Genomic DNA, 21600 nt, shown 5'->3' on the forward strand with positions numbered 1-21600 from the left:
CCGGGTAGGTACTCTGTTCAACCGGAGTGCGTATATCAACCACCATCGGGGATAGATATACTCAAACCCCCACCTGCTCAGAAGCGGTGGGGGTTTGAGTATGACACTAGAAGCGAGAGAAGCGCTTAGTAAGCATCTCTTCCAGCTGAGTCCACAAGGTGGTGTGCTCGTCATAAGGAGGCGTCGGGGTATAGCCAACTTGGCGGGTGCCGCCCGTAATATAAGAAATATAGTCTTGCATGCGAGGGTTAGCTAAGAAGAAGGCGTTAAGTGAATCGTCTTGAGCCCAGTCGGCGGCGTCGGCAAGCAGTTCATAGGATTGCAATACTTGAGTCTTATCAACGCTCTCGGGGCCTTGAGCGATATCGCGGGCGATCCCATTGAATGAGTAGACGTTGTCGGGATGAACGGAGACCTCAAGGGTGCCAGCATTGGCTGCGGTCATAATATCTTCCCAGGTAGCTACCATAGCGAGGTCATGCTCTGTATGTTCGATTAGCCAGCGGACCAGGGCTTTGGAGGAGGAGAATGTGAAAATTTCTCCATATTTGCCTAAGAATACTGGCTGTGCCTCAACATAGGTACGCAGAGTATAAACGGTACGCCCGGAGATGGAAATTTTGATGGGATCAATACCAGCCGCAGCCCAGACCGTGGTGTCATAAGGGTCAACACGCTCGGCCTCTTGCTTTCTTCTGGCCTCTTCTTGCTCGAGAAGTTCCGCGGCAGCAACAAGGCCAGCTTCTACGCGGGCTTCCGCATCGGCGAGAGCCGCAGCCTCGGCATCAGGGGCGATGGTGACGGCTTCATCGAGGGCATCGACCACCTTATCCCAGTTGGTTAGCACCACACGACCAATAGCTGTCCATTCAGAGGCGCCTGCGTCACCGCTGAAATGGTCTGCACCGCGCTCAGCATTGCTCAGGATGGAGTGAGAAGAAAAGAATACCTGCACACTTGTGGCGGCCATGACGTCAGCTAGGCTGCGGGCGATCTTGAAGGTGCGCGCCACATGAGAAACATTCTCATAGCTCGGGCGATCGGCGAGAATCTTTGGCAGGCCAACCAGATCATAGTAGTGCTTAGCATCGGGAACCACACGCTCGGCACCGAGGTGATTAAACGCCGCCCACTTAGGGTGGCTACTCAAGTCATGGCTAGCATTTTCTTCAATAAAAATAAGCATATGGGCTGGCGACTCGAAGAGGAAGAGGTCATCGCCCTTTCCAAGGAAGGCTTGCCACTCCGCTCCGTGTTCGCGCCATTCGGGAGCCCACAGGGTAAAGAAATCACCCTCGGTCAAAGAGATTTTTACTGGGAAAATGCCGTTTTTACTCATGGAGATATATCCTAGCCGTTTATATGGTTAAAGTGCATCTATTGGGGGCGGAAGAAGCCCTTGAAATCCATCCCCATATTGGTGGTCCTGAGGGGATTTTCTGAGACCGGATTACCAGCCTCGATCATCATTCCATCGCCAGAGTACATGGCCACATGTCCGCTCCACACCAGGAGATCTCCGGGAGCGAGATCTTCGCGACTAATTGGTTGTCCCACGGCTTGCTCGCTAGCAATGCGAGGTAACTCCACTCCCGCTTGTCGCCAAGCCCACTGGGTTAGCCCTGAGCAGTCAAAACCCTGGCGTGAGGTGCCACCCCACTGGTATGGAGTGCCGATGGCGCTGCGGGCGATCTCTACAGCTTTATGTCCCCTCATCTGGCTCTGGTCAGGTGAGTGTGAAGTTGAGCTTAGTGCTTGTTCACCCGAAGATTCTGAGTCGAGCGAGCTGATTGTGGGTGGGAGAATGTCGGCAGCTTTGCAAGCATCTTTAAGGGCTGGAATGAGTTCCTTGGTCACCATCCGCTGAGTACTCAGAGTTAGAAATTTCCCGCGTTGCGAGACATCCTCAAGAACCTTGGTATAGGGACTTAATGCTAATTTCAATTGCTCGAGAATACAGTAGGCCTGAGTTAGAAATTGCGCTGGCAGCCGCAGGAGCATGGTAAGAGCTGGTCCACTGATGGCGGGGTTGGGGACTGCCACCTGGCTGAGCAAAGCGATAGCACGGGCGAAGAATTTGCAGGCGAGTTGCTGCAATTTTATACGGGCTTGGTTGATTAAACCTAAGGCTGGCAGCACAGTTTGGCCAGCCTCTACAGTGTCTCTAATAAGATTGACATTCTCCGCTAAGAATACTGCAGGCTCTACCCCAAATTCCTGAGCCAAAGGACCTACCTTCTCAAAGTTGGGGACCTGTGGTAGCGGTGCAGGGTTGAGGGGCTGAAGTAGTTTCTCAGCCTCAGATATAAAGTCCATCATTGTTGGGCCAACCTTTCGGCAAGGGTGAGGTCATCGGTTTCGATCGTATGCAACCATTTCAACGCACGGTCGGTGCTTTCCTCTACGTATTGGATTTGGTTTTGTGCTCGCGACCCCAGGGCGTGCACGCAAGCATTAAAAGCGGTGATATAGTCGCCTACCCCTGGCAATATTTCACCGGGGAGAAGGTGCTCTGGGATGGGAGTCTGAGCTAAATCGAGGACATCTTTGGCGAGCGAGCGCACAGTCTCGGGTGCAATATTCAACGTATTGGTCATGCTTGTTAAGACTTCACCTACTCCCTTTCGGTTCCGTTGGCGCCCTACAAGAGAAAAGTAGAGGTGAGTATGGGTGAGGGGCTACGATGACGGGTATGGATATTTTGACCGTGGACCACCCACTAGCAGCTTCTCGCTTGTCAATTATGCGCGATAAGCGCACCGATAACGCTGGCTTTCGTGCCGCACTTGCAGATCTCGGCGCCATGCTCATTTACGAGGCGTCGCGTCTGCTGCCCGTCGAAACCTTTCCGCTCGTCACACCCGTCGCGCAAACCGAAGGGACTAGACTCCAAGATCCTCCTATTATTGTCCCGGTCATTCGCGCAGGACTCGGTATGATCGACCCCGCCCTCAAAATGATCCCTGATGCCCAGGTTGGTTTTATCGGACTGGCTCGCGACGAAGTCACTCACCAGCCAGTACCTTATTTGGAGGCACTGCCTAAGGATCTCTCGGGCCGCACCGTCTTCGTTGTAGACCCCATGCTGGCCACCGGTGGTTCTTTGCTGCACGCCATCCGAATCCTTCATGATCGAGGCGCAACCGATATCACTGCTGTTTGTATGGTTTCGGCGCAAGCAGGTGTCGATGCGCTCGCCCAATCAGGCCTGCCCGTGCGCCTCGTGACCGCAACAATTGATGCTGATCTTAACGACGATGCTTATATCGTCCCCGGTCTAGGCGATGCTGGCGATCGACTCTACGGCCCGCGCAATATCGATCTCTAACTATCTGGCACTACCAAAGGTCGATGCCGAATAGATCTTCTAGATCTTCGTAGCACACCCCGCAAGATTTAGTTCTCAAGGGGTGTGCACTGTGCTCTTACACTGTGCTCTTACCAGGGCACGAATCAACCGAAGAGAACCCGCACATTGGTAGCTCGGCTCACTAAGGCTACATTAAGGAGGGTGCAGGCGCCCTGTAAAGACAACTCAAAAACGGTGACTAAAGAGGATGAACTTGAACGATACTGATAATCAGAATCTCCACGCTTTTATGAGCGCATGGTGCGAGGAGCACCACGAAGAACTCATGGACTGGCGACGCCATGTCCATATGTATCCTGAATTATCGAACGAAGAGTTCAATACCACCGCTTTTATCGCCGAGAAACTAAGAGAAGGGGGACTCGAACCTACTCTGTTCCCGCGTACTGGGTTGGTAGTCGATATCGTTGCCGATCCTGAATCTAGGATGGGTAGCGTAGCCTTTCGCGCAGATATTGATGCGTTACCTATTCACGAGCACACTAACGCCCCTTATAGCTCGCGCCACGACAATATTATGCACGCATGCGGTCACGACATACACATTACAGTCGCATTGGGCTTCGCTCGGGCTCTTATAGAGGCCCAGCGACAAGGTCTCGTGCGGCGCAATGTGCGGATCATTTTTCAACCAGCCGAAGAAGCAATGGGCTCAGGTGCCCCCGAGATTGTGAAACTAGGGGTACTGTCGGGGGTAGAGAGAATCTACGCCCTTCATGCCGAACCGAAGATCCGAACTGGAACCGTAGGTTTGAAGGTAGGTGCGCTCACTTCCGCGGGTGACCTGGTAGAGATCAGAGTGAGTGGTCCAGGTGGTCACTCCTCAAGACCCCATCTCACTAGTGATGTGGTTTATGCACTGTCTAAATTAGTCATTGACCTACCAGGCCTGCTGAGCAGACGCGTCGATGCGTCGACGAGCACCGTCTTAGTATTCGGCGCAATCCATGCGGGTCGAGCGGGCAATGCTATCCCCGAGACAGGATCCGTGTGCGGTACCGTGCGCACCGGTCGCATCGAAGTATGGCACGAGCTGCAGCCATTGCTTGAAGAACTCATTGCGCAGGTTTTGGCACCGACTGGTTGTGAGCACGAGATCATTTATACCCGTGGCGTTCCCCCCGTTATCAACGATGTGGAGGCCGTGGAGATATTCACCAAGGCGGCACAAATGCGCGACCGGTCCTCCACGGTTCCAGTGTCCCAATCGGCTGGCGGTGAAGATTTCTCTTGGTACTTACAAACTGTTCCAGGTGCGATGGCTCGACTAGGGTGCTGGGACGGCACCCACTCACCAGGCGATCTACATAAAGCCACCATGTTGGCAGACGCAGCGTCCATACCAGTCGGTGTGCAACTCTTCGCCGGTGTGTTGGAACAAGAACAGCGATAAAGAACGAAACTTCCCCGTGCTTCGCACTAGACTAAGTGAGAAATGCCTAAGTCTTAGGCAAACTCTCATACTCGCGCGCTATGTATATTCGACCTTAAAGGTGCGCGATCGACATTAGTGCCGGAGGTAACGACGTTTGTCCAGTCTTAATAAGCGCATCATCATCATTGGAGGCGGTCCCGCGGGTTACGAGGCGGCCTTAACAGGTGCGAAATATGGCGCGCAGATAACCCTCGTCGAAGAGCAGGGCCTCGGGGGATCCGCAGTAATCACCGACTGCGTGCCTTCGAAGTCCTTTATCGCCGGTGCCAATATCAAGACCGATATGCGGCGCGCCGACGATATGGGTTTAGGCGATAGCCTCAACGAAACGGACCTGGACCTCACTCTTCTCAACGAGCGTGTACAGCAACTCGCAGGTGAGCAATCCAGTGATATTCGGGCTGCCGTTACTGCCGCCGGCGTACGTATTATCGACGGCTATGGGGTTCTCGATGATTACAGTCCCAAGCAGACCAGACATTATGTCAAAGTGACCGGACGTGATGGCAGCGAGGAAACCCTCGAAGGCGACCTGGTCCTTATTGCTACGGGAACCACTCCGCGCATCCTGCCTAAAGCTCAACCCGACGGGGAGCGCATCTTTACATGGCGCCAAATCTACAGGTTAAAAACCCTCCCAGAGCACTTGATCGTCGTCGGCTCCGGGGTTACTGGAGCAGAATTTGTATCCGCCTTCGCTGAACTCGGCGTCAAGGTGACAATGGTAGCCTCCCGCGATCGCATTCTGCCCCACGATGATGCAGACGCCGCTGATGTGCTTGAGACCGTGCTCGCAGAACGCGGCGTATCTTTGGAAAAACATGCTCGCGTTGATAGTGTCACCGCCACCGATACGGGAGTGCGTGTACGTACAACAGATGGTCGCGTGATTACAGGCTCTCACGCTTTGATGACAGTAGGATCTATTCCCAATACCCAAAATCTGGGTCTAGAGAAGCTTGGGGTAGAGACGACCTCTTCTGGTCATATCAAAGTTGATCGGGTATCGCGTACCAATATTTCGGGTATTTATGCCGCCGGCGACTGTTCTGATCAGTTCCCGCTGGCATCGGTGGCAGCTATGCAGGGCCGTATCGCTATCTACCACGCATTGGGGGAAGGGGTAACCCCGTTACGGTTGAAGACGGTAGCTACCGCGGTATTCACCCGCCCCGAGATAGCTGCTGTGGGGGTCACCCAGCACGATATTGAATCGGGTGAAGTTTTTGCCCGTTCCTATACCCTCCCTCTCCCGCGAAATCCCCGAGCGAAGATGCGCTCTTTACGCCACGGCTTTGTCAAGATCTTCTGCCGCAGAGCTTCTGGCATCGTTATCGGGGGAGTGGTGGTGGCTCCAACGGCATCGGAGTTGATTCTTCCCATCGCCGTGGCGGTGACCAATCAGCTTACCGTTGACCAGTTAGCGAGTACATTCGCAGTCTATCCTTCCCTTTCCGGCTCAATCACCGAAGCTGCGCGCCAATTAATCGTGCACGACGATCTGTGCTAAAAAGATTCAAATACTCTAGATCCCCCAACTTCCCCACGACGAGGTATGTGTGTCCAACTCGAATGAACAAGGTCAATTCCAAGTAGATTTGGGCGGCATGGTTGAACTGCTGTCGCGCAATCTATACAACAGCTCCAATGTGTATATTCGGGAGCTGTTGCAAAATGGAGTCGATGCTATCCACGCGCGTACCCTTGCCGATCCCCATTGGGATGATGGGGGTACCATCCGTCTGATCGTGGATAAACGCGAGCTCAAGGTCATCGATAATGGCATTGGGCTCACCGAGGATCAAGCGAAGCAGCTCCTAGCCACCATTGGCGGCTCGTCGAAGCGCGACGAATTCGGACTCCGCCGATCGGACTATCTGGGTCAATTTGGCATCGGCCTACTTTCCTGTTTTCTCGTCTCCAACGAGATCACGGTGTACACCAAGAACGGCGATAACGCTCCAACCGTATGTTGGCGTGGTCATGCGAACGGCACGTGGGAGGTGTCAGCTATTGCAGATCGTGACGATCTACCGCGGCAGGGCACGCTCGTGGTTTTGCAAGCAATTCCCGGTGAAGCCGATTTTGATAAGCAGCAGATCGCTGAGATCGCGCGCCGTTACGGTGAATATCTCCCCGTCACTATTGGGGTAGAGGGGGTATATGGGGGTGAGGTCCTCATCAGCGAGCCTATCCCTGTGTGGGAGGATACCCGCCGGCGCCAAGTGCAATGGTGTAAGCAGCATTTCGGTTTCGAACCTTTTGCCATCATCGATGTGAGCGTAGAGATCGCTGGTTTCACCGGGGTCGCTTTCGTTTATGGCCACGCCACTCATCCAGGGAGTAGCGCACGGCATCGGCTTTATCTCCGCAATATCTTACTGTCATCCAAAATCACCGATCTGGTCCCTGAATGGGCATATTTCGTGCGCGTCGTAGGTAATACTGATTATCTCAGGCCCACAGCGAGTCGCGACGATATCGTCGACGATGAACTATTAGACGACACCCGTGAACAAATTGGTAAAGCTATTCGCGCATGGATGAATTCACTTGAGGATGACGAGTTTAGACGTTTCCTCAGCCTGCATATGGCGGGTCTGAAAGCCCTAGCTACGACTGATCGAGAAACTCGGGACCTCGTCGTGCGCGCTGTACCGATGGAAACCTCGCATGGTCGGCTCACGCTTGGTGCAGTTATGGCGAAGGGTCCGCTGCGCTATTGTGCAACCGACCATCAATTCCAGGCGATCGTGCCCGTGGCTGCTGCCAATGATTTGGTGGTCGTTAACGCCGGGTATGTCTACGATCAGGAGATCATTGAGCAGGTTCGTCTCGATCATCCGGATCACGCGGTTGTGACAGTAACTACGGCTGATATCGTGGGCGCTTTTAAGAAACTCTCACCAAGCGATGAATCTCAATTCCTTCCCCTCATTGCCGCCTGCCAGCAGGCTCTGGAGGGCCAAGACATAGCGGTGATTGTGCGCAATTTTAATCCTTCAAGCGTGCCAGTTCTAGTTGTACCGCGCGACGCAGCGGGCGCTGGAGTCTTGGAAAAAAATGCTCGCGAAGCGGTGGGAGACTCTGGGTTAGCAGGATTACTTGATCAGTTCGAGAAATTACAACCCGAGCTTGACGACGCTCGCGCCCAGCTTGTCCTCAATGCTCAGTCGACACTTGTGTACCAATTGCTCAAGGCTCAGGGGAGGCCGGTTATCACGAATGCCATTAGGGGTTTGTATATCCAGGCGCTCCTAGCAGGACGCCACTCGCTGAATATACAGGCGCGAACGTGGGCAACTGAAGTTTATTCCGCGCTCATCAATATCTCTATTGGGGAGTAGGGGTACCCCTACCCCCCTATAGAAAAAAGAGGGGGTGGTATCCAATCACCCCCTTTTTTTCTCTTGATCTTTCTCAAATTGAGTGGTTGTGACTGTCTATATAGCGTGCTACAACTTCCCGGCCTAAATCAGCAGCGTCCTGAACGGTCATCGCCGGCAGAACCGGATCATTGGGGAGAACTCTATCAGGGTCGCCGATAGGAGTTGTGGTGATTATAGTCCCGTCGAAGTGAGCGAGAGCTACCATATCCACGCGGGTTTGTTCGCAGATTGCCCAGTAATAGTCTTTCGCTGAGCTTCGAGCTCTAGTGAGAATCTCCTGGGGATTATCGGTGATCTGCGCGAGAGCGGGGCGATCATCGATGCGGTTGTCGTCGTGAAGCGGGCGCAAATAAAAGCGTCCCCCATTGAGTTCGATTACGTCCATGCTTTTGTAGTTTAGCCGCAGTTAGGGGCCTCTGGAGTATCCCCTCCCATACCGTGAGGGGACTGGGCGGACTACTGCAATTCTAGGAGCACGTCATTCTTACTGACACCTTGGCCAGTTTCGACGCTTAAGCCAGTGACAGTTCCCGATTTATGAGCCTTGACGGGGTTTTCCATCTTCATTGCTTCCAGTACCACCACCACATCGCCCTCGGATACCTCATCGCCTTCGTGGACAGATACCTTAGTGACGGTGCCCTGCATAGGGGCGATAACGGCATCGCCTGAAGCTTGGGTCTTAGCTCCGCTGGAGCGCCGCTTGCGAACTTTTTTACGAGGAGTTTGGCCACCGAGGGCCAGATCTGCAGGGATAGCAATTTCAACGCGGCGCCCATTAATCTCAACGACCACCGTGGTACTCGCTGATGACTCCTCGTCGTCGGGGATCTCGTCGGGATCGGCAAAGGGTTCAAGGGGATTGACCCATTCCTCCTCGATCCATTTGGTATAGATATCAAAATCCTCATCAGAGCCTATAAAGGCGGGGTTTGCCACGATATGGCGATGAAAATTCAAGGAGGTGGGCATACCCTCGATGGTGTATTCCGCCAGGGCGCGCCGGGAGCGCTCGAGCGCCTCTTGCCGAGTCTCACCATAGACGATTAGTTTGGCCAGCATCGAGTCAAACTGTCCGCTGATGATGGAGCCCTGCCTCACACCAGAATCAACGCGTACGCCAGGGCCTGACGGCTCGTTATAAGCGGTAATGATGCCTGGGGCGGGCATGAAATTATTGCCTGGATCCTCGCCGTTAATGCGGAATTCAAAAGCATGGCCGCGCGGCGCAGGATCTTCGGTGATATGCAGTGGCTTTCCTTCGGCGATGCGGAACTGTTCCCGCACGAGGTCTAGTCCCGTTGTTGCTTCGGTAACGGGGTGTTCGACCTGCAGGCGGGTATTGACCTCGAGGAAGGAGATAAGTCCATCGGAACCCACGAGATACTCCACAGTGCCCGCACCATAGTAGTGAGCCTCGCGGCAGATGCGCTTTGCGGATTCGTGTAGTTGCGTGCGTTGTTCATCCGTTAAGAAGGGGGCAGGAGCTTCCTCAACTACTTTTTGGAAGCGACGCTGGAGGGAGCAATCGCGAGTACCTGCGACGATGACATTGCCGTGTTGATCGGCAAGAACTTGGCACTCAACGTGGCGCGCCTTGTCAAGGTAGCGCTCCACGAAGCACTCTCCACGGCCGAAGGCGGCGGTGGCTTCTCGCGTGGCGGAATCAAAGAGCTCCGCTACGTCGTCCATAGTATAAGCCACCTTCATGCCGCGGCCGCCGCCACCGAAGGCGGCTTTGATAGCGATCGGCAGACCGTATTCCTCCGCGAATGCGATGACTTCCTGTGCATCGCGGACAGGTTCTTTGGTTCCCGGTGCCATGGGGGCTTCGGCGGTTAAAGCGATGTGCCGAGCGGTCACCTTGTCTCCCAGATCCTTAATGGATTGCGGGGAAGGACCGATCCAGATCAGACCAGAATCGATGACTGCTTGAGCAAAGTCTGCGTTCTCGGAGAGGAATCCGTAGCCTGGGTGGATCGCATCGGCGCCAGATTTTTTTGCGGCATCGAGGATTTTGTCGATCACAAGGTAGGATTCCGCGGAGTTTTGTCCGCCCAGTGCGAAAGCTTCGTCGGCAAGCGAAACAAAGGGTGCATCAGCATCGGGCTCAGCGTACACCGCGACGCTTGCGATATTGGCGTCACGAGCTGCGCGGATCACGCGAATGGCTATCTCGCCGCGATTAGCGACGAGTACTTTGGTGATTTTTTTCTGTTCCACAGTCACGTGAAGCACTCCTGGTTACTCTAAGGTGGATATTTTCTTGTGGTGGTTGAAAAGCTCGAGAGGAGATCCCCCGCTGGGTTGCGCCGTAAGTCACGTCCCTTTTCAGCCTATGACTAGACAAAGGACGACGCTTACACCCCTTAAAATGTTTTGTCGAAAAAACTTTACCTGATAAGGGTAGCTCAGATCACCTTTTCGCATATCTCTATTCTACAGAGATCATGTACAAGGGGTTACCACTTCAGGCGATACTGAAACCCACCTTTGAACTGGCCAGCACGATTAACGAGTATTAGGTAGTCTCAGTGCCGAAGGGATGCGGGCCGCGGCGGACTTCCTTGCGCACCATATTGCTCCACTCCAGCCACGAGCCGTCATAAAGACGGGTGTTTTCTTTTCCTAGCAAATACTTGAGGACAAACCATGTTAGGGCAGCCCGGTTACCAGCGCTACAGTAGACAATGATCTCGTCTCTTTCTACAAGATCGTGGTATAAATTCGCTAATTCCGAGCGTTTACGGAAGCGACCGTTGGCATAAAGGGCTTTTTCCCAGGGGATATTTACAGCACCTGGAATATGACCCTGACGTTCGGTGAGGTCGAGTGCTTCATCCCGGTGCTCTAAGCCCTGGTACTCCTTGTTGCTCCGGGCATCAACGACGAGAGAGTGGGATTGATCTTGGGTCACAACCTGGGCTACTTCTTCGACAAATGCCCGCAGTAGCTCGTCATTGCGCGCAACCACAGGGTAGTCACTTTCAGGTAAGTGTGGGATATCAAAGGAAATATCGCGCTCTTCTAAAATCCACGCATCTCGTCCGCCATCTAGAAGACGAACATCGGGGTGCCCAAAGAGCTCAAAGATCCACAAGGTATATGCGGCCCACCAATTCGATCTTTCGCCGTAGATAACAACCGTATCGTCTCGGCTAATACCCTTTTTCCGCATTAATTGAGCGAACTGCTCGCTGCTAATAAAGTCGTGGGCTAGGGGGTCATTTAAGTCCTCACCCCAGTCAATTCGGATGGCGCCAGGTAAATGGCCGATATTATATAAGCTCTTCCCTTCATCAGATTCGATTACGCATAATCCGGGGGTGCCTAAGTGAGCCGATAGCCATGATGAGGAGACTATGCGTTCGGGATGCGCGAATTCGCGAAAAGGGGGGTACGGGTCAAAGGGCAGGGCCATAATGAAGTATTAAACCTTTCTGATAAACAATTTAAGGGAAATGAAGAAAATTTCTGGGTTATAGTGCAATCGATCTCGCAGCCACCACAATCAGCTCGAGGATATGCCGCGACAAATCAGAACGGAAGCAGTCGGTGACCTTAGAAACCGCCTCGCTGGGCACGTGTCAACATGCTAATCTTTGTCAATTTCTATTAAAGCTTAACAATGTCAACGGCAAGGGGGAGAGCCGAAGAAAAGATATGTGGTGTTGATTACTCCATAGGCTTTTTACCGCTCGTGATGGCGACAGTTAAGTTAGCCTAAAAGAGGTGCCCAACCCACGTCTTTCCAGCTCTTGAGGCTGGTTCAAGATAAGGATGGGGTGCGTCAATTAGAAATTAGTCTCACTAGATAAGGTCACCGAGAGTCCGCGCATGCTCCTATAAGCTTCGTTGCCTTCAGCATGAAGAACCACTGATCTCGAAGGGGAGTCGATAGCGGTAGATAAATGCAATGATGATCGGTGAGCTTGGTAGCTATGAAAGGTTATATATGCACAAGAGTATTGTAGTTTTTGAGGTTGAAGGAGGCTCTGACAAGGGCTTTAATGGGCACCGAAAAGATACGATGCCCATCGTCAAGGCCATTGAGGATAAGGGGTGGCATGCAGAGGTCGTTTTCTATCGACCTGAGTGGGCTGACGGTCTCTTTGATTATATTTCTGCCAATTTTGATGCCTATATCTCTCGGGTTAATCCTGGCAGCATCCCTGGTGGCGAGAAGGGTTATTTTGAGCTTCTGACTAAGCTATCAGACGCTGGTCTAGTCGGTATGTCCACTCCTGAGGAGATGATGGCTTATGGTGCTAAGGATGCTCTGGTCAAACTTAAAGACACCGATTTGGTTCCCACCGATACCGCAGCTTATTACGATGTCGCTACTTTCCATGAAACCTTTCCCACCTCACTTTCGTATGGTGAACGAGTGCTTAAGCAGAATCGAGGGTCAACGGGTTCGGGCATCTGGCGCGTACGTCTCGAGGATTCCGAGTTGCAGGCCACTGTGGAGCCCGGCACAGCGTTGCCGCTTGATACCCTCGTGCGCTGCACTGAGGCTGTAGACAACCATACTGAGGTGCATAAACTGGGCGATTTTATGGACTTCTGCGACCAATATATTATCGGCGACAACGGCATGCTCGTGGATATGCGATTCATGCCCCGTATCGTCGAAGGAGAAATTCGCATCCTCCTCGTAGGACCCCACCCAGTTTTTGTTGTGCACAAAAAGCCAGCCGCCGGCGGGGACAATTTCTCTGCCACACTGTTCTCTGGTGCTAAGTACACATACGATAAACCGGAGGCATGGCAGGAGCTCGTCGATCAGTTCGCCGCCGCTCGCCCAGAGATAGCTGAGAAACTCGGCGGAGATAATATTCCGCTTATTTGGACCGCTGATTTCATGCTTGCCGATGGAGAAAACGGCGAGGACACTTATGTGCTGGGAGAAATTAACTGCTCCTGCGTAGGATTTACCTCCGAGCTTGATATGGGGATCCAGCAGCTCGTAGCCCAGGAAGCTATTGGGCGCGTTGAAGCGCTGCATGACTGATTAAAATTACCCGCCCCGGTTATGTGGGGAAATGGTGAAGAGCTTCCCCATCCCGCCCGTACCCTTTCTTAAAAAAGAACAGGTCGCGGGCGGGTTTTTTGGTGTCTGAATTATTAGAAGCCCTATTCTTTTACTAGAATGATACGAGTTAAAAAAGCTCGCGCCTCGCGGTTGTCGGAGAGCGTGCGTGGCTCGTAAAAAGACTACTGGCGATTGTGTGGGGTTACCGTTGGAACAACTCGATGCGAGCAAATATCGTTATGATCTTGATGGCTTGCGCGGTCTAGCTATCACTTTTGTGGTCATTTTTCATGTCTTTGTCGGGCGAGTATCCGGCGGAGTCGATGTATTCTTGCTGCTATCCGGCTATTTCTTTCTCGGTGCCCAACTCCGTTATGCTCGCCGTCCCCAAGCGGATCCCAATCCGTTTTGGCCCCTGTGGCGCACTATCCGACGCTTAGTACCTTCACTCGCGCTAGTAGTTGCACTCACGGGGGCAGCCGTCTATGTTCTCACCCCTGAGCTACGCAGCCTTAACCTCGCATCCCAGATGCAAGCGAGTCTTTTCTATTATCAGAACTGGGAATTAGCTATCCAGGGTGCCAGTTACGGCGCGGCTACCAGTACCGTCAGCCCTTTGCAGCACTTATGGTCCATGGCGGTGCAAGGGCAGTTCTATATATTCGCCATCGCCCTCGGTAGCCTGGTTGCCCTAAGTACTCGGTGGGGTGCTACGCGCGCCAAACAGCTCGTCAATGAGCGGTTGGTATTGATATTTCTCATTTTGGTGACCTCGATGAGCTTTGGCTACGCCTGCTATCTCTATGGAGTTAATCAACAGCTCAATTATTACTCCACCTTCTCACGCATGTGGGAGCTTAGCCTTGGCGCTCTTCTAGCGCTCACCGCCTCGAGGCTCCGTCTAAATTCTCACTTCGCAAGGCTCAGCGGCATCGTAGGCGTAGCGATGGTGCTGAGCACAGGTTTCCTTTTTGATGGTGCCAACGTTTTTCCTGGCCCTGCTACTCTTTACCCGCTCGGAGGTGCCGCCCTGGTGGTTATCAGCGGTGGGGCAGGGGTCAGCTTCCTCGCTGGCTCTATGATGCGCTTTTTAGGGCGCATTGCGTATGCGCTATACCTGTGGCATTGGCCGTTACTTATTATCTCCACAGTTTATCTTAAAGAAGAAAAACCAGGTGTAGTCCTAGGCCTTGGCGTGATTGTCGTGAGCCTAGTTTTAGCTGTAGCGACTCATCATTGTGTAGAAAAGCCACTGATGCAAAAGGGCAAGCGACCTATATGGGGAGAAAAACGCATGGGTCAGGCGCTGAGGAGTCTAAGAGACACAAGGTCCTCTCGCCTCCGCCTTATTGGGGCGTTGGGGGTAGTCGGGTGTATATCGGCAGCACTCTATATTCCCAATATGTGGCGGCAGGAAGTAGAGGCGCTCAGCGCAACTGATCTCGATCCAGTTCTTTACCCAGGGGCCGCAGCATTATCGATGTTACGAGTACCCCAAGCACCTGTCGAACCAGACCCATATGTGCTCCCCGATCGCATGTCGCCGGCTTGGCGAGATGGGTGTATGTCCTTTATTGGCCAAGACCCCACCGTCATGGTCATTGACGACCCCAAAAAGGATTGTGTTTACGGGGACAAAAAAGCCAAAAAACTCATGGTGGTGGTGGGGGGATCTCATGCTGAACAGTGGATGGCTCCGTTGGATCTACTTGGTAAAGAACACGGTTTTCGACTCATCCCGCTCGTGCGCCAATCATGTCCCGCCTTCGTCAATGAGCGAGATGGAGTTTTTAGTAAAGAGTGCCAGACCTTCAACGACGTTATGGTGGACAAACTTAAGGAGTTAAACCCCGATATTGTCTTCTCTACCTCGACCAGACCGCTCCTTGAGATAGGGCGTCGTCTCGATGAGGTACCCAAGAGTTATCCCACCTTGTGGCGCTTCCTGGAAAAAGAGGGCTTCGCCTTCGTGGGGGTGCGCGATAACCCTTGGTTCCTCCATCCGGACGGCCAGGCCGATATCGTGTCGCAGTGTTATGCCGAAACCCAAGATCTCAAGAAATGTGGCCGCGATCGTTTCGCTATTTACAGCGCCAAGGATCCAGCTGCGCAGTATTTGAACAAACCAGATATGCTCGCCATCGATACTGCTGATTGGTTTTGCCCTGATGGATTCTGTCCCCCAGTGATGGGCAATATCTATATGTACCGAGACGCTAACCACCTCAGTGACGAGTTCGCACTAACACTCGCCCCTCTGCTGTGGAAAGAAATGGGAGACCTTGTTAACAAGGTTGGTGGGGAGCGCAAAATGTCTGAGAAGGAGCACGTGGCCACCTCCAGTCAGACATCAACTTCGCGGATATCGACTACTACCCCCGCCGCGTCGACAAGCCCAACTAAGGAACCAAGCGAGAAGAAGCGGCCGCAGCCGATTCCATTGCAGCCGGCGGCGGACCCGCGTAACCAGTGGGAAAAAGGACTCGACTGGCGCCTTAGTCCTGATCTTTAAACGACGGTCTGCGTCGACGTGGCCTATGACGTCGTTTTGTGCGCAGAAACTCCTCACGAGAAGGTTTGGGTATCAAAGTGCTCACGCAGGCCGGGTCCGATTCGAGCAAAAAGCGAAGATAGCGCTCATAGCCATCCGAATCCCCGATCAGCTCCGAGGCGCGCGCTAGGCACGCGACGGCTCTTAGAACCCCCTGATTGGGTAGATGGGAGAAGGGGATATGACCAGTACCTTTCCACCCGTGTTCGGTGAGCCGATTAAGACTAGCCACATATGCCGCACACGCATAGGTATAGGCGGTGATTCGGTGATGTGCTCTCATGGGGTTTCGTGATAGGGCATCATCGAGGGCATTTTCAGCCAGCTCTGCCCAGCCAAGTGGCGAATCAGGACATTCAATAACGGAGTAGATATCGATAGGATGACGAATATTATCAGCGGGGAGCTCGATAGGCCAAAGAGCTGGGAGCTCTATCTCATCCTCGGCCAATAAGTCCGGGCACGTGGCGAGCCTGGGAAGTTTTCTAGAGCGACGTTGATGCATGGCTGTCCTTAGAAGTGGGTGCCCAGAAATCACTAATGTCCATCCCGAAAGCATAAAGAGCTCGACGGACGACGGCTAAAGAGAGCCCCACAACACTGTGGGGGTCCCCCTCTATACGGTCGATAAAAAATCCCCCCATAGCCTCCAAAGTGAAGGCGCCAGCGCATTCAAGGGGTTCACCGGAACGCGCATAGGTCGCAATATCCCGGTCACTGGGGGAAGCGAAATAAATGGTAGTCTGAGTAACTTCCTCCCAACGCCCCTGAGGGCTCAGAAGGCAATGTCCGGTGAGGAGTTGTGCTTGTTTACCTCGCTGGTATTTCCACCGTTCGATGGCCCGGTCGATGCTGTGAGGTTTGCCTTGCAGGAAGCCATCTATAAGTAGCATCGAATCGCACCCTAAAACTATTGACTCTGGAAATTGGCGTGCGATAGCTTCCGCTTTCTTCGTGGCTAGTGTTTGCACCACGTGCTCGGGGTTCTTATCAGCTAATTTCTCGATCAGAGCATCTTCGTCAATATCAGCGACGTGAACGTCTGGATCAATACTCGCTCCGCGGAGAATTCCAAGACGGGATGGAGAGGCTGAAGCGAGAATAAACAAAGAGCTCATACCCGCATTCTAGCGCAGACTAGAAGGGCAGAATATCGTCTTGGTGAGGATAAGATCGCTGTGCGCCCAATCGAGTGCAGGCAAAAGCACCAATTCTTACTGCGTATTTCGCGGCCCGAACAAGATCATCACCCTGATCTAGGCGGGCAACGAGACCACCAACGAAGGCATCGCCCGCCCCCGTAGTATCTATTGGGGTAATGGGGGGAGCGGGAATGTGGGTGCGATGCTTGTGATCGACGACCTCTACACCCCTTGCACCTAGCGTCATGACCAGCGAGGAAAAACCTTGACCTAGCAATTGCTGGATTAGCCGGTCAATATCCGGATCTGATTGGGGAATAGAGCCTGGGTTGAGAAGAAGTTGGGCTTCGTATTCGTTTAGGATCAGCGGATCGGCGCGTAGGAGCAGCCTCCGATCGAGGGGTATGACAGGTGCAAGATTGATGACGAATCGGGGGTGACTGTTTTTATGTGGGTGCCCCCGTTCTCCCAATAGGGTGGCCTCAAGGGTGGCTGATGGCAGCTCACCCTGCATCACAACAATATCGGCTCGCGAAATGATGTCACGATTGTCGCGAATATAGTCTGGGGACACCTCCGCATTGGCTCCGGGCACGACGATAATCGTATTCTCGCCGTCAGCTGCAACCGTGATAACTGCGAGTCCCGTGGGGCCAGGATGATGCTGGATACGCGATAGATTGACGCCTGATTTCTCCAGCAGTGACAGAGCTACCGGGGCATAGGCGTCAGAGCCCACCGCCCCTAGAAAAGAAACGTGGGATCCCTGCAGAGCAGCGGCCACCGCTTGGTTCGCTCCCTTCCCACCAGGACTGATATTCCCACCAGTTCCGAGCAGAGTTTCCCCTGGGGTGGGGTGGCGAGCGGTGGACACTGCCAAATCGGCATTAATAGAGCCAATGACAACGACGCTCATAGATCGCGCTCCAAGCTAGTAGGAATGAGCCGGAAAAGGATTTCAAACCCTCCGAAGGCTTTAGGATCTCAAGGACGGACCTTAATAGAAGCTCACATGTTGAAATGCATTAGGGTTGAAGATTGGGTGGGGCCTTGAGTCTTCAGCAATTTCTCCCCAGCGATTTACTTCCCTGCACTGATGTGAGTCCCGCGCTGAGTTCGCAAGCGAGCCGATGAGCATCGCCAAGGCCGCGAGTTCTTGGTCGTCAGGCTGCCCTTTGAGCACCTTAAAAAGCGGCTTATCAGCAAATTTTTCGTTCATGAGGTAGTACTACCTTTTCTTGTCGGAGTGACCCAATTGCGGCCCTAGAGCGGAATATTGCCGTGCTTCTTAGCAGGTGTTGTCACAACCTTGCGATCGAGAAGGCGGAGGCCTTCAATAATATTTCCGCGAGTATGAGAAGGAGGAATAACTGCATCGACGAAACCACGCTCGGCAGCCTTATAGGGGTTCACAAGGGTGTCCTCGTACTCGCGTTCGTACCGGGCGGCAAGCGCCTCCACGTCCTCGCCATTGAGGTGGGCCTGCTTGAGCTCTTTACGATAGATAAAACCAACAGCTCCCTTAGCTCCCATGACTGCGATTTGGGCGGTGGGCCAAGCAAATACGAGGTCGGCACCCATATCTTTGGAGCCCATCACGCAGTAAGCCCCGCCGTAGGATTTCCGGGTGATGACGGTAATTTTACCGACTGTTGCCTCCGCATAGGCGTAAAGTAATTTAGCGCCACGGCGGATAATGCCATTGTATTCCTCTTCGGTTCCTGGTAAAAAGCCAGGAACATCGACGAATTCAATAATGGGAGTATTGAAAGCATCGCAGGTGCGGATGAAGCGAGCCGCTTTTTCGGATGCCTTAATATCAAGGCATCCAGCAAATTCGGTGGGTTGATTTGCCACTATTCCCACGGAGCGTCCCTCAATACGGGCAAAACCAGTGAGAATATTGTGGGCATAATTCTCCTGGATTTCGAAGAATTCACCGTCGTCAACCACTCGGCGGATAACGTCAGTCATATCGTAGGGCTGATTAGGTAGATCGGGGATGAGTGTATCTAACTCTCGGTCGTACGCAGTGATATTCTCGCTCACTGAGCCCTCCATTTTAGTGCTGGCCTCGCGCGGGGCTTCAGCTCTGTTGTTGGACGGAAGGTAGTCGAGGAGGTCACGTACCCAATCGAGGGCATCGGCGTCATTATCAGCGGTATAGTGTGAGGTCCCTGAGGTGGCCATATGGGTATGAGCGCCACCTAATTCCTCTTGAGTGATCTCTTCACCGGTGACAGTTTTGATGACCTCTGGTCCCGTTATGAACATTTTCGAGGTTTTATCGACCATGACAATGAAGTCTGTTAGCGCTGGTGAATAGACGTGGCCTCCCGCGCAGGCACCCATGATTAGCGAGATCTGGGGAATCAGGCCTGAGGCTAGAGTATTGCGGTAAAAGATCTTTGAGTAAAGACCCAGCGATACCACACCCTCTTGAATGCGGGCACCAGCCCCCTCGTTGATGCCGATGAGTGGAACACCAGTTTTAATGGCGAGATCCATGATTTTTACGATTTTCTCGCCATATACTTCCCCTAGCGCACCCCCGAAAACCGCCCCATCCTGGGAGAAAACACAAACCTTTCGTCCGTTTACAGTGCCGTAACCCGTAACTACTCCATCGGTAACCGGGCGTTTCGCGTCTAGTCCAAAATTCTTTGAACGATGGCGTGCAAGTGCATCTACTTCGACGAAGGAGTCCTGGTCCAGCAGGTATTCAATGCGCTCGCGTGCGGTCTTCTTACCTGCATCGTGTACCCGCTTTACGGATTCAGGCCCCATAGGGGCAGTGGCCTCAGCCAAGCGGTTGCGCAGATCGGCGAGTTTACCTGCGGTGGTGGTGAGGTCGGGCTTGGATGCTGAAGCAGAATTCGTCTTAGCAGCTGTCATAACACCATAGTTTAAAGGTTCGAGCCGATTTTTGTGAACATCGGATCGACGATCAGTTAGGGCGACAAGCACGCTAGGTGACATTGTTAACTCGCTATCATCCCGTTGTGATGAATAAAAATCACGGCATCTCGACACTAAAGTGGAATATTGCCGTGTTTGCGGGCTGGGCGCGGACGGTGCTTGGTTCCTAGTAGACGCAGATTGCGCGCTATATAGCCGCGTGTTTCAGAAGGTAAAATCACAGCATCGACGAGACCGCGTTCGGCAGCAAGATACGGATTCAGCATGTGATCTTCGTATTCTTTCTCTAAAGATAGCTGAAATTGCTCCAGCTCTGTGGGGTTAAGACCGCGCAGTAGGGCAGCTCGCAATTCCTTTCTATATAAGAAGCCAACCGCCCCTTTTGCCCCCATAACCGCAATTTGAGCTGTAGGCCATGCAATATTGAGATCGGAGCCCAAACCCTTCGATCCCATGACGCAATAAGCTCCACCATATGATTTGCGCATGGTGACAGTGATCGTTGGAACTGTTGCCTCACCGTAGGCATAGAGTAATTTAGCTCCACGCCGCAAGATGCCCGTGTGTTCTTGGGAGGCGCCGGGAAGGAATCCCGGAACGTCGACAAGCGTAATGATAGGGATATTAAAGCAGTCACAAGTGCGCACGAAGCGTGCAGCTTTTTCGGCAGCGTCGATATCGAGACAGCCGGCGAAATGGGTTGGCTGGTTCGCCACAAAACCTACAGACTGACCTTCAATTCGGCCGAAAGCAATAACGATATTCTGGGCACGATCCTGCTGAATCTCCAGGTACTCACCATCATCGCTGAGCGTAGTAATAACCTCGCGCACATCATAGGGCACAGTGGAACTATCGGGAATGATGCTATCGAGGACAAGATCTGAGGCTGAGACATTTTCTGCGACGCTTCCTGTCTCAACACTTGGGTCTGTTGACGTGTTGAGGTCACGATTATTCGACGGGAGATAGCTGAGGAGGTCGGCCACGAAATCGAGGGCATCTTCATCGTTGGCCGCACTGTAGTGTGAGGTGCCGGCGAAGCTCATGTGAACGTCTGCGCCACCTAACTCTTCTTGGGTGATATCTTCAGCCGTGACAGTTTTAATGACATCGGGGCCAGTGACAAACATTTTCGAAGAATCCTCAACCATCACAACAAAATCAGTAAGTGCAGGCGAGTAGGCGTTCCCTCCAGCGCAGGCGCCCATAATGACGGCAATCTGGGGGATAACACCCGAAGCATTGATATTGTGGTAAAAAGTTCGAGCGATGAGATCGAGAGAGACAGCCCCGTCTTGGATGCGGGCGCCGGCACCTTCGTAGAGACCAATGAGGGGCCGCCCAGTTGCGACGGCGAGCTCCATAACTTTGCACATCTTTTCCCCGTATACCTCACCTAAAGCCCCTCCGAAGACCGTGCCATCTTGGGAGAAAATACACACTTCGCGTCCGTCGATGGTGCCCCAGCCGGCAACGATGCCGTCAGTAGTAGGTCTTCTAGAATGCATTCCAAAGGCGGTAGTACGGTGCTTTGCTAATTGATCCATCTCGACAAAGGAGCCGGGATCGAGCAAATAATCTAAACGATCTCGAGCCGTGAGGCGATTATGGGAGCGCACCTTATCAACTGCGTGCTGGCCACTCGGGGTGTGGGCATCGAGTCTTCTAGCGCGAAGATCTGCAAGTTTCCCAGCTGTGGTACTCAGATCGGGGAGAGATTTTGTATCGAGAAAAGGTGAGGAAATAGTCATGTTTG

Annotated in this window: 18 protein-coding genes; 6 read left to right on the plus strand and 12 right to left on the minus strand. The window is 53.1% G+C overall.

Going from position 1 to position 21600, the window contains the following annotated elements; all coding sequences use genetic code 11:
* Window positions 1–106: 106 nt before the first annotated feature.
* The 3 genes from NXT00_RS03480 to NXT00_RS03490 are packed head-to-tail and all read right to left on the minus strand — an operon-like array spanning window position 107 to window position 2597.
* A complete protein-coding gene (locus tag NXT00_RS03480) occupies window positions 107–1339 on the minus strand; it encodes a hypothetical protein (protein WP_259158077.1) in 1233 nt (410 codons plus the stop codon).
* Between the two features lie 38 nt (window positions 1340–1377).
* The gene (locus tag NXT00_RS03485; protein WP_259077213.1) at window positions 1378–2319 is read right to left on the minus strand and encodes a C40 family peptidase; all 942 of its coding nucleotides are present in this window, start codon (window positions 2317–2319) and stop codon (window positions 1378–1380) included.
* Window positions 2316–2597, minus strand: coding sequence for a hypothetical protein (locus NXT00_RS03490; RefSeq protein ID WP_259077211.1), 282 nt, complete (start codon window positions 2595–2597; stop codon window positions 2316–2318). Before NXT00_RS03490 ends, NXT00_RS03485 begins: the two co-directional genes overlap by 4 nt.
* A 95-nt stretch (window positions 2598–2692) precedes the next feature.
* On the opposite strand from NXT00_RS03490, the gene upp reads away from it, so the two are divergent.
* The 4 genes from upp (at window position 2693) to NXT00_RS03510 (ending at window position 8152) form a co-directional block, all read left to right on the plus strand.
* Complete coding sequence (gene upp / locus NXT00_RS03495) at window positions 2693–3328, plus strand: uracil phosphoribosyltransferase (RefSeq protein ID WP_259158080.1); 636 nt, start codon at window positions 2693–2695, stop codon at window positions 3326–3328.
* A 271-nt stretch (window positions 3329–3599) separates the two neighbouring features.
* Entirely contained in the window at window positions 3600–4763 is a 1164-nt protein-coding gene (locus NXT00_RS03500) for an amidohydrolase (RefSeq protein WP_259077783.1), read from the plus strand.
* Window positions 4764–4899: 136 nt separating this feature from the next.
* Window positions 4900–6315, plus strand: coding sequence for an NAD(P)H-quinone dehydrogenase (locus NXT00_RS03505; RefSeq protein WP_259077209.1), 1416 nt, complete (start codon window positions 4900–4902; stop codon window positions 6313–6315).
* A 49-nt stretch (window positions 6316–6364) separates the two neighbouring features.
* Window positions 6365–8152, plus strand: a complete 1788-nt coding sequence (locus NXT00_RS03510) for an HSP90 family protein (RefSeq protein WP_259077208.1) — start codon at window positions 6365–6367, stop codon at window positions 8150–8152.
* Between the two features lie 73 nt (window positions 8153–8225).
* Here the strand turns inward: NXT00_RS03510 and NXT00_RS03515 are convergent, their stop codons facing one another.
* The 3 genes from NXT00_RS03515 to NXT00_RS03525 form a co-directional block, all read right to left on the minus strand.
* Window positions 8226–8579 carry a hypothetical protein gene (locus NXT00_RS03515; RefSeq protein WP_259077207.1) on the minus strand — a complete coding sequence of 118 codons (354 nt, stop codon included), beginning with the start codon at window positions 8577–8579 and terminating at the stop codon, window positions 8226–8228.
* A gap of 71 nt (window positions 8580–8650) precedes the next feature.
* The gene (locus NXT00_RS03520) at window positions 8651–10423 is read right to left on the minus strand and encodes an acetyl/propionyl/methylcrotonyl-CoA carboxylase subunit alpha (RefSeq protein ID WP_259077781.1); all 1773 of its coding nucleotides are present in this window, start codon (window positions 10421–10423) and stop codon (window positions 8651–8653) included.
* 292 nt (window positions 10424–10715) lie between these two features.
* Window positions 10716–11615 carry a sulfurtransferase gene (locus tag NXT00_RS03525; protein ID WP_259077206.1) on the minus strand — a complete coding sequence of 300 codons (900 nt, stop codon included), beginning with the start codon at window positions 11613–11615 and terminating at the stop codon, window positions 10716–10718.
* A 534-nt stretch (window positions 11616–12149) separates the two neighbouring features.
* Between NXT00_RS03525 and NXT00_RS03530 the strand changes: the two genes are divergently transcribed.
* Both NXT00_RS03530 and NXT00_RS03535 read left to right on the plus strand, forming a co-directional pair.
* Entirely contained in the window at window positions 12150–13208 is a 1059-nt protein-coding gene (locus NXT00_RS03530; protein WP_259077204.1) for a Cj0069 family protein, read from the plus strand.
* Window positions 13209–13395: 187 nt separating this feature from the next.
* Window positions 13396–15741, plus strand: coding sequence for an acyltransferase family protein (locus tag NXT00_RS03535; RefSeq protein ID WP_396124911.1), 2346 nt, complete (start codon window positions 13396–13398; stop codon window positions 15739–15741).
* On the opposite strand, the gene NXT00_RS03540 is transcribed toward NXT00_RS03535, so the two are convergent.
* The 6 genes from NXT00_RS03540 to NXT00_RS03565 form a co-directional block, all read right to left on the minus strand.
* Window positions 15725–16285 carry a DUF3151 family protein gene (locus NXT00_RS03540; RefSeq protein WP_259077203.1) on the minus strand — a complete coding sequence of 187 codons (561 nt, stop codon included), beginning with the start codon at window positions 16283–16285 and terminating at the stop codon, window positions 15725–15727. The two genes, NXT00_RS03535 and NXT00_RS03540, sit on opposite strands and share 17 nt — an antisense overlap.
* Window positions 16266–16898 (minus strand): nucleoside triphosphate pyrophosphatase, encoded by a 633-nt coding sequence (locus NXT00_RS03545; RefSeq protein ID WP_259077201.1) that lies wholly within the window; start codon window positions 16896–16898, stop codon window positions 16266–16268. The genes NXT00_RS03540 and NXT00_RS03545 overlap by 20 nt, the downstream gene beginning before the upstream one ends.
* A 19-nt stretch (window positions 16899–16917) precedes the next feature.
* Window positions 16918–17838, minus strand: coding sequence for a ribokinase (locus NXT00_RS03550; protein WP_259077200.1), 921 nt, complete (start codon window positions 17836–17838; stop codon window positions 16918–16920).
* A gap of 81 nt (window positions 17839–17919) precedes the next feature.
* Window positions 17920–18141 carry an acyl-CoA carboxylase subunit epsilon gene (locus NXT00_RS03555; RefSeq protein ID WP_259077198.1) on the minus strand — a complete coding sequence of 74 codons (222 nt, stop codon included), beginning with the start codon at window positions 18139–18141 and terminating at the stop codon, window positions 17920–17922.
* A 44-nt stretch (window positions 18142–18185) separates the two neighbouring features.
* The gene (locus NXT00_RS03560; RefSeq protein ID WP_259077196.1) at window positions 18186–19817 is read right to left on the minus strand and encodes an acyl-CoA carboxylase subunit beta; all 1632 of its coding nucleotides are present in this window, start codon (window positions 19815–19817) and stop codon (window positions 18186–18188) included.
* A gap of 137 nt (window positions 19818–19954) precedes the next feature.
* Entirely contained in the window at window positions 19955–21595 is a 1641-nt protein-coding gene (locus NXT00_RS03565) for an acyl-CoA carboxylase subunit beta (protein WP_259077195.1), read from the minus strand.
* Window positions 21596–21600 lie beyond the last annotated feature (5 nt).

Origin of the sequence: Corynebacterium sp. ES2715-CONJ3, from assembly GCF_024814365.1 — a bacterium.
Classification (GTDB): domain Bacteria; phylum Actinomycetota; class Actinomycetes; order Mycobacteriales; family Mycobacteriaceae; genus Corynebacterium.